Raw genomic sequence first — 8,859 nt, forward strand, 5'->3', positions numbered from 1 at the left:
CTCGGCTCCCACAGGGCTCGGCGGTGGACACTGATCCTATGAGCGACCAAAAATCTGTGTGGGAGCAAAGCTTGCTCGCGAGGCGGCCGGATAGACGACCTGCTCTTACGGGTGTACCCAATCCAATTGTGGGAGCGAGCCTGCTCGCGAAGGCGGCGCTACATTCAGCATCGATGCAAGCAGGCCCACCGCTATCGCGAGCAAGCTCGGCTCCCACAGGGCTCGGCGGTGGGCATGAATACTGTGTCCACTGAAGAGCACGGGTATCCCCACACCCAAGTTAAACCCGGAACCGCCCAACCAACGTCTGTAAATGAACCCCCAACCGCGCCAACTCGGCACTGGAGGCCGCAGTCTCTTCACTGGACGACGCCGTCTGCTCCGACACATCACGCACATTCAGTACGCTACGGTTGATCTCCTCAGCCACCGCACTCTGTTGCTCGGCCGCAGCCGCGATCTGCTGGTTCATCGATTGGATCGCCGAAACCGTGCGAGTGATGTTCTCCAACGAGCCTCCCGCGCGACGGGTCAGTTCGACGCTGCTGTCGGTCAGGCTGCGGCTGTTGTCCATGATGGTCGCGACCTGTTCAGTACCGGCTTGCAGGCCCACGATCAGTTCTTCGATCTCTTCCGTGGACTTCTGGGTGCGCTGGGCCAGGCTGCGGACTTCGTCGGCCACCACCGCGAAACCACGCCCGGCTTCGCCGGCGCGGGCCGCTTCGATGGCCGCGTTGAGGGCCAGCAGGTTGGTTTGCTGGGCCACGGACTTGATCACGTCCAGGACGCTGCCGATCTTGTCGCTTTCACGTTTCAAATCGCCCATGGCTGCGGTGGAGTTGCCCACTTCCTTGGCCAGCCGTTCGATCTGAGCGATGGCTTCGCCGACGACCTTGTCGCCTTCACGAGCCTGCTGATCGGCTGCGACGGCCGCTTCGGAGGCTTCCTCGGCGTTGCGCGCGACTTCCTGCACCGTGGCGGTCATTTCGTGCATGGCGGTGGCGACCTGATCGGTTTCCACTTTTTGGCTGTTGACCCCGGCGCTGGTCTGCTCGGTCACGGCTGAAAGCTGTTCGGCGGCACTGGCGATCTGGGTAACGCCTTCGCTGATGCCGCCGATCAATTGCCGCAGGCCCACGGTCATGCTTTGCATGGCGCGTTGCAGTTGGCCCAGTTCGTCGCGACGGTCAGAGGTGAGGTTGTGGGTCAGGTCGCCAGCAGCCACGCGCTCGGCAACCTTCAAGGTCTCGCCGAGCGGGCCCACGATCTGCCGGGTGATGAACAGCGCGGCGATCACGCCAAACAGCAGCGCCAGGGCGGCCGCTACGATCAGGACCATCTTGGCTTGGGCGGCGTCGCGGTCACGCACGGCTGTCTGGGACACGGTCAGCTTCTGGCTGGCATCCATCAGTATCTGACCCTGCTCGCTCATGCGCTGGAGGGCAGCGGCGTTGTCGATTTGCGAGTCGCGGAACTGGGCGACCGCCGCGCGATAGAGGTTGAACGAGTCGCTGGCCTGCTGCAGGTTGGCTGCGTGTTCCTGGGGCAACTGGTCTGGCAGGCGCGCAAGCAGTTTGAGGACGGCGTCGATGGCATCGAGGGCGGGTTGCTGGGCGTCGCTCTTGCCGCTGTAGGTGTAGCCGCGGACCTGGTAACGGGCTTGCTGGATGGCCTTGCTCAGGGTGACCACGCTGTTGAACGACGTGACGTCGCCGGCTTGCAGCATCAACTTTTCAACTTCGGCGACGCGGGCCACGGCGTTGTCGGCGCTGGCACCGAGTTTACTGCGTGCATCTTCGCGGCTTACGGTAGCGCGGGTCATCTGGGCGAAGGCGCCTTTGTATTCGGCGACGGCGGCCAATTGCTTGTCGATCAGCGCGACGTCGGCCGGCTGTTCGATCAACTCGCGAGCGGTTTTCAGCCCGGCCTCGAGCTTGCCAAGCAGATCGTTGACCGCTTGCGGTCCTTTCTCGCCCCGCGTGGTGTTGTAGTCGATGCTGGCCAGGTTCAAGTCTTTGCTCAAGTCGTTGAGACTGGCAATGAACCCCAATTTATCGCCCCGGCTGATGACATTGCCCAGGCTGGACCAGCCGGTGAATGCGATCATCAAGGTGAGGAACAACACCAAGCCGAAGCCTGCGCCGAGTTTGCGATTGACGCTTACATTTCCCAGACCCTGGGCAAGCCACCGGAACATGCTGATACTCCCTGGAGCGTTGAATTGGTTTTATGGGATCTGTATCGGCGGCTTTGGAGGGATCTGTAGAAAATAGGCGCTGGGTGCTCCCTCGCCACAAGGATCATGTGCCTGTGTGAGTGTTGCCGGGTCAGAACAACCGGGCAAGCAGCGCCGTAACCGCAGTCTCGACCCGCAGGATTCGTTCGCCCATTTGAACCGGTTGCAGGCCGGCCTTGCCCAGCAGGTCGATCTCGTAGGGAATCCAACCGCCTTCGGGGCCGATGGCCAAGGTCACCGGTTCTATCAGCGCTCGCGGGCAGGGCGGGTGGTTGCCAGGGTGGCCGACCAGGCCGAGGGTGCCATTCGCGATGGCCGGCAGGCGGTCCTCGACGAAGGGTTTGAAGCGTTTTTCGATGATGATCTCTGGCAGCACGCTGTCCCGGGCTTGTTCCAGGCCCAGGATCAGTTGCTCGCGGATGGCCTCGGGCTCCAGGAACGGCGTCTGCCAAAAGCTCTTTTCCACGCGATAGCTGTTGACCAGCACTACCCGCGGCACGCCCATGGTGGCGACCGTCTGGAACACTCGCCTGAGCATTTTCGGACGCGGCAGCGCCAGCACCAGGGTCAACGGCAACTTGGCCGGCGGCGGCTGGTCGAGGGTCACTTGCAGTTCGGCCTCGCGAGCTTCCAGGCGCAGCACCTGGGCCGAGCCCATCAACCCACCGATGCGCCCGACCCGCAGGCTGTCCCCGACGGCACTGCGATGGACTTCCTGCATGTGGGTCAACCGGCGATCGCTGAGGATGACGCGGTCAGGCCCGATGAAATCGGCCTCTTCGAGCAGCAGCAGGTTCACGCTTGGGTCGCTGGCGGCTGGTCGTTGTGGTCATCGACCGGCTGGTCCTCGGGTTCTTCTTCCCGGCGCTTGCGCACCAGCCCACCGAACAGGATGCCGATCTCGAACAGCAGCCACATCGGCACCGCCAGCAGGGTCTGGGAGAAAATGTCCGGCGGGGTCAGGATCATGCCGACCACGAAGCAGCCGATGATCACGTAGGGGCGGATCTTCTTCAGGTAGGCCACGTCGACCACGCCGATCCACACCAGCAGTACCACGGCCACGGGGATTTCGAACGCCACGCCGAAGGCGAAGAACAGCGTCATGACGAAATCCAGGTAGCTGCTGATGTCGGTCATCATCTCCACGCCCGCCGGGGTGGCGGCGGCGAAGAACTTGAAGATCAGCGGGAACACCAGGTAATAGGCGAAGGCCATGCCGGTGTAGAACAGCAGGATGCTGGACACCAGCAGCGGCACGGCGATGCGCTTTTCATGCTTGTACAGGCCCGGTGCGATGAAGCCCCAGATCTGGTGCAGGATCACCGGGATCGCCAGGAACAGCGAGACCATCATCGTCAGCTTCAATGGCGTCAGGAACGGCGACGACACGTCGGTGGCGATCATTGTCGCGCCTACCGGCAGGTACTGGCGCAGTGGCGTGGAGACGAAGGTGTAGATCTGCTGGGTGAAGGAAAACAGCCCGGCGAAGATGATGAACACCGCCGCGACGCAACGCAGCAGGCGGGTGCGCAACTCGGTGAGGTGCGATACCAGCGGCATCGGCTGGTCGTTTTCAGGGATATCGCTCATGGGGCTCGCGGCGGCAAAGTAGGATCGTTAGGCGCAGGGGCAGCGGGGGGCGCTGTATCCGCGACCGTCGGTGTCACTGGCGCCGGTTCAGTCACCGGCGCGCCACCTTCTGGCACTTGGGGAGCCACCGTCGGCTCGGCCTCAGGCTGAACTGGCGTCGGTTCCTGCTGGGTGGGCGTGAAGATTTTCCGCGCCTCCTGCTCCAGGGACAGAATGTGTTCGTTGTGCAGTTGCCGACGGATGTCGTCGGCACCGATTTCACGTTCAACTTCCTGTTTGATCGCATTGAAGCTGCGCTTCAGGCGCCCGATCCAGAGACCGGCGGTGCGCGCGGCCCCCGGCAGGCGCTCGGGGCCCAGTACCAGCAGGGCGACGAGGCCGACGAGCAGCAGTTCAGTGAAGCTGATACCAAACATTAGTCAGTGCTCACGAGTCTTTGCGGATGGGCTCTTCGACTTTTTGGGCCTGCACGTCGATGGTATTCGGCGCATTCACAGGCTGGGTGGCCTGTGGGTGTACCGGTTGGGTCGGTTGTGCGGGCTGAGCCTGGTTTGTCGTCGGATCGGCCGTTTTCTCGTCATCGTTCATGGCCTTGCGAAAACCCTTGATCGACTCGCCGACATCGGTGCCGAGGTTCTTCAGTTTCTTGGTGCCGAACACCAGCACCACGACGACCAGGATGACGACCCAGTGTTTCCAGTCAAAGATACCCATGTGGCTACTCCTCTCAAAAATGGATCAGGCGGACGGGCGCGAGGCTTTCTCGACGTGCCCGGACAGACCGAAGCGACGGTCCAGTTCATCCAGTACGGCCTGCGGATGCTGCCCCAGTTGGGCCAGCATGACCAGGCTGTGGAACCACAGGTCGGCGGTCTCGTAGATCACGTCGCTGCAGTCGCCGCTGATGGCGGCGTCCTTGGCGGCGATGATGGTCTCGACGGATTCTTCGCCGACTTTTTCCAGAATCTTGTTCAAGCCCTTGTGGTACAGGCTGGCGACATAGGAACTGTCGGCCGCGGCGCCCTTGCGCTCTTCCAGCACCTGGGCCAGGCGGGTCAGGGTGTCACTCATGGGTATGTCCTGAATAAATGGCATGCGGGTCCTTGAGCACCGGGTCGACGGTTTTCCAGTCGCCGTTCTCGAAGACGCGATAGAAGCAGCTTTGACGGCCGGTGTGGCAGGCAATCTCACCGACCTGCTCGACCATCAGGATGATGACGTCGCCGTCGCAGTCCAGGCGCATCTCATGCAGATGTTGCACATGCCCGGACTCTTCACCCTTGCGCCACAGCTTGCCACGGGAACGTGACCAATAGATGGCTCGGTTCTCGGCGGCGGTGAGGGCCAGTGCTTCACGGTTCATCCAGGCCATCATCAATACGCGCCCGGTCTTGTGGTCCTGGGCGATGGCCGGCACCAGGCCGTCAGCGTCCCACTTGATCTCGTCCTGCCAGTTTTTCATCGTTGACTCCGACCATGGGCCGCGCACCTGACGTCGGCGGGCCCAGCGTTGAAACAGTGTGCCAGCGCGAACCGGTGCTGGCTATCGGCGAACGACCAGATACAGACCGACCGCCATCATGATACCGGCCGGCCAGTGACCCAGCTGGCTCAACGGCCCGCCGGTCGCCAGCACCGCGCCGCCGCCCAGGTGAGCCGCGCCAAGCAGGCGCAACAGCCAGTCGTCCTTGCGTCGGTGCCACGGTGGCGCCGGGTCGTGGGCGTGGGGTTGGGACATGCGTTCGAGCAGGTCTCGGGTCATGTTGGCCAGGTGCGGGATCTGCTCGAACTGGCTCTGCACGTTGCCCAGCAAGGCGCGCGGGCTGACACGCTCGCGCATCCAGCGTTCGAGGAACGGTTGGGCGGTGTTCCACAGGTCGAGGTCCGGGTACAGCTGGCGACCGAGGCCTTCGATGTTCAACAGGGTTTTCTGCAACAGCACCAACTGGGGCTGGACCTCCATGTTGAAGCGTCGCGCGGTCTGGAACAGGCGCATCAGTACCTGGCCGAAGGAAATATCTTTTAACGGTTTTTCGAAGATCGGTTCGCACACGGTACGGATCGCCGCTTCGAATTCGTTGAGCTTGGTCTCGGCCGGCACCCAGCCCGAATCGATGTGCAGTTGGGCGACACGGCGGTAATCACGCTTGAAGAAGGCGAACAGGTTGCGGGCCAGGTAGTCCTGGTCCTCGGGAGTCAGGCTGCCGACGATGCCGCAGTCGATGGCGATGTATTGCGGGCTCCACGGTTGCACGGTGCTGACGAAGATGTTGCCCGGGTGCATGTCGGCGTGGAAGAAACTGTCGCGGAACACCTGGGTGAAGAAGATTTCCACGCCGCGCTCGGCCAGCAGTTTCATGTCGGTGCGCTGGTCGGCCAGGGTCGCCAGGTCTGTCACCTGGATGCCGTAGATGCGCTCCATCACCAGTACTTTCGGCCGGCACCAGTCCCAATAGACCTGCGGCACATAGAGCAGCGGCGAGCCTTCGAAGTTGCGGCGCAGCTGGCTGGCGTTGGCAGCCTCGCGCAGCAGGTCGAGTTCGTCGTAGATGGTTTTTTCGTAGTCCTGGACCACGTCCACCGGGTGCAGCAGGCGGGCATCGGCCGACAACCGTTCGGCGGCGCGGGCGAGGATGAACAGCCACGCCAGGTCCTGGGCGATGATGGGCTTGAGGCCCGGGCGGATGACCTTGACCACCACCTCTTCGCCGCTCTTGAGCTGGGCGGCGTGAACCTGGGCCACGGAGGCCGAGGCCAGGGGCTCGACGTCGAAACGGCTGAACACTTCGCTGATCTTCTTGCCCAGTTGTTCCTCGATCAGCGCCACCGACAGCTTGGAATCGAACGGCGGCACGCGGTCTTGCAACAGCATCAGTTCATCGGCGATGTCTTCGGGCAGCAGGTCGCGACGGGTCGAGAGGATCTGCCCGAACTTGATGAAGATCGGTCCCAGGTCCTGCAAGGCCAGGCGCAGGCGGGCGCCACGCGTCAGGTCCAGGGTTCGTCGGGGGAACCAGCGCCACGGCAGCACGAAGCGCAGCGCCAGGAGAAACCAGGGCAGCGGCAGGGCGAACAGCAGGTCATCGAGGCGGTAGCGGATCACGACGCGCTGGATGCGCAACAAACGGCGGACGGCAAGCAGCTTCATGCGTTATCGCTTGGTTTCAAGGGATCGGGAAAGGCGCTCGAAACGCGCCTCAAGACGTTCCAGGTCAAGCTTGACCTGGTCCAGTTCATCAAAACGGGCCTGGGCCTCGCGTTGGCCTACGAGGGTACGCGATTCTTCGGCCAGGTATTCACTCAGATTCTGTCCCAGGCTGGCGAAGCCCTGGCCATACCAGCGACGGCGGCTGTGCAAATGGCCGCTGAGCAACTGGGTCGCCACCGGGCCGATCCAACGGGACACTTCGTACTCCCAGTCCAGCTCCAGGTCCTGGAGAATCGCCGCCAGCTCCAGCAGCACGCCACTGTCGCCGTCGAGCTCGACTTCGGGGCTGTGCAGCACCGCGCTCTTGTCCTTGCCCAGGGCCAGGTTCAGCAGGCTCGCGGCAGGGGCGCGCAGGGTGCAATCCGCTTCGGCTTCCCAGTGGGCGGCGAGCATCAGGCCTTCGTCGCTGGGCAGGATGAACAACTGCAACGCCGGGCTGCGGCAGTCGACGGCGATCACCTTACCGCTCAAGTGCGCCAGGCGCGCGAGCGCCGTGCTGTCCAGGCGCAGTACCCGGTTGATGCCGAGTTCGACACTGGCGAGCAGGCCGGTGAGCAACATCAGGGCTTGATACCGCGGTGCAGGGCGACGATACCGGCGGTCATGTTGTGGTAGGTCACGCGGTCGAAACCGGCCTCGACCATCATCGACTTCAGGGTTTCCTGGTTCGGGTGCATGCGGATCGATTCGGCCAGGTAGCGATAGCTTTCCGAGTCATTGGTGATCAGCTTGCCCATCAGCGGCATGAAGGCGAACGAGTAGGCGTCATAGGCCTTGGACATCAGCGCGTTGGTCGGCTTGGAGAACTCCAGCACCAGCAGGCGGCCGCCGGGCTTGAGCACGCGCAGCATCGAGCGCAGGGCATCTTCCTTGTGGGTGACGTTGCGCAGGCCGAAGGCGATGGTCACGCAGTCGAAATGGTTGTCGGGGAACGGCAGCTTTTCGGCGTCGGCCTGGACGAACTCGACATTGCCGGCCACCCCCAGGTCCAGCAGGCGGTCGCGGCCGACCTTGAGCATGGATTCGTTGATGTCGGCCAGCACCACCTGGCCGGTCGGCCCGACGATGTGGGAAAACTTCTTCGTCAGGTCACCCGTGCCGCCAGCGATGTCCAGCACGCGATTGCCGCTGCGCACGCCCGACAGCTCGATCGCGAAACGCTTCCACAGGCGGTGCATGCCGCCCGAGAGCAGGTCGTTCATCAAGTCGTACTTGGCGGCTACGGAGTGGAAAACCTCAGCGACTTTTTCCGCTTTCTGGCTTTCCGGCACGTTCTTGAAGCCGAAGTGAGTGGTGGGTTCGGCATCGCTGCCTTTGCGCTGATCAGTCATATCGCGGTCACCAAAAAAGAATGCGGGACATTCTAATCCCGGTGGAGGGCTTTGTCTTGGCAAGGCTGAAGGTAAGATGGGCGACCGCCGGGACGTTTTGACGCAGCCAGGGTCTGAAACGTTCAGGCAAGTCCCGATAAAACAGGAGTCACCCGATGGCCCGTATAACTGTTGAGCGTGCCCATGGCCTGGGCAAGGAAGCGGCGCGAGAGAAAGCCGACAAGCTGGCGCAGAAGTTGTCCGACAGCTATGGCCTGGAGCCGCAGTGGGTGGGCGACACCCTGAAACTCAAGCGTTCCGGGGTCAAGGGCGAAGTGCATGTGGGCGAGGATTCGATCCGCGTCGACGTGGAACTGGGCATGTTGATGTCGGCCATGAGCGGCACGATCAAGACGGAAATTGAAAAGGCGTTGGACAAGGCGTTGGCTTGATCGACCGAAAGGGAGGTGAACGCAAAGTTGAAATTCACCACCCCACCCTGTGGGAGCGAG

10 protein-coding genes and 1 pseudogene are annotated in these 8,859 nt (G+C 62.7%); 1 reads left to right on the top strand and 10 read right to left on the bottom strand.

All coding sequences use genetic code 11. The features are described 5' to 3' along the window. Window positions 1-280 precede the first annotated feature (280 nt). The 10 genes and pseudogenes from J4E53_RS28595 to ubiE form a co-directional block, all read right to left on the bottom strand. Window positions 281-2,197, bottom strand: coding sequence for a methyl-accepting chemotaxis protein (locus J4E53_RS28595; RefSeq protein ID WP_060739579.1), 1,917 nt, complete (start codon window positions 2,195-2,197; stop codon window positions 281-283). A gap of 130 nt (window positions 2,198-2,327) precedes the next feature. Next, complete coding sequence (locus J4E53_RS28600) at window positions 2,328-3,035, bottom strand: 16S rRNA (uracil(1498)-N(3))-methyltransferase (RefSeq protein ID WP_103310992.1); 708 nt, start codon at window positions 3,033-3,035, stop codon at window positions 2,328-2,330. Then, entirely contained in the window at window positions 3,032-3,829 is a 798-nt protein-coding gene (gene tatC, locus J4E53_RS28605) for a twin-arginine translocase subunit TatC (RefSeq protein WP_060739577.1), read from the bottom strand. Before tatC ends, J4E53_RS28600 begins: the two co-directional genes overlap by 4 nt. Then, window positions 3,826-4,245, bottom strand: a complete 420-nt coding sequence (gene tatB, locus J4E53_RS28610) for a Sec-independent protein translocase protein TatB (RefSeq protein WP_060739576.1) — start codon at window positions 4,243-4,245, stop codon at window positions 3,826-3,828. Before tatB ends, tatC begins: the two co-directional genes overlap by 4 nt. A gap of 10 nt (window positions 4,246-4,255) precedes the next feature. Further along, entirely contained in the window at window positions 4,256-4,543 is a 288-nt protein-coding gene (locus J4E53_RS28615) for a twin-arginine translocase TatA/TatE family subunit (RefSeq protein WP_103310994.1), read from the bottom strand. Window positions 4,544-4,567: 24 nt separating this feature from the next. Continuing rightward, window positions 4,568-4,900 carry a phosphoribosyl-ATP diphosphatase gene (locus J4E53_RS28620; protein ID WP_003186671.1) on the bottom strand — a complete coding sequence of 111 codons (333 nt, stop codon included), beginning with the start codon at window positions 4,898-4,900 and terminating at the stop codon, window positions 4,568-4,570. Beyond that, a complete protein-coding gene (hisI, locus tag J4E53_RS28625; protein WP_003196931.1) occupies window positions 4,893-5,291 on the bottom strand; it encodes a phosphoribosyl-AMP cyclohydrolase in 399 nt (132 codons plus the stop codon). Before hisI ends, J4E53_RS28620 begins: the two co-directional genes overlap by 8 nt. Before the next feature lie 81 nt (window positions 5,292-5,372). Then, entirely contained in the window at window positions 5,373-6,977 is a 1,605-nt protein-coding gene (ubiB, locus tag J4E53_RS28630) for a ubiquinone biosynthesis regulatory protein kinase UbiB (RefSeq protein WP_060739574.1), read from the bottom strand. Next, window positions 6,974-7,598, bottom strand: a pseudogene (locus J4E53_RS28635) (SCP2 domain-containing protein). Before J4E53_RS28635 ends, ubiB begins: the two are co-directional and overlap by 4 nt. Further along, window positions 7,598-8,368: a bifunctional demethylmenaquinone methyltransferase/2-methoxy-6-polyprenyl-1,4-benzoquinol methylase UbiE gene (gene ubiE, locus J4E53_RS28640; protein WP_003196937.1), complete on the bottom strand. Its 771-nt coding sequence runs from the start codon at window positions 8,366-8,368 to the stop codon at window positions 7,598-7,600. Before ubiE ends, J4E53_RS28635 begins: the two are co-directional and overlap by 1 nt. A 155-nt stretch (window positions 8,369-8,523) precedes the next feature. Here ubiE and J4E53_RS28645 point away from each other — a divergent pair, with 155 nt between their 5' ends. Next, a complete protein-coding gene (locus tag J4E53_RS28645; protein ID WP_060739573.1) occupies window positions 8,524-8,799 on the top strand; it encodes a polyhydroxyalkanoic acid system family protein in 276 nt (91 codons plus the stop codon). Window positions 8,800-8,859: the final 60 nt, after the last annotated feature.

The organism is Pseudomonas sp. FW305-28 (assembly GCF_017351395.1).
GTDB classification, from domain to species: domain Bacteria; phylum Pseudomonadota; class Gammaproteobacteria; order Pseudomonadales; family Pseudomonadaceae; genus Aquipseudomonas; species Aquipseudomonas fluorescens_AA.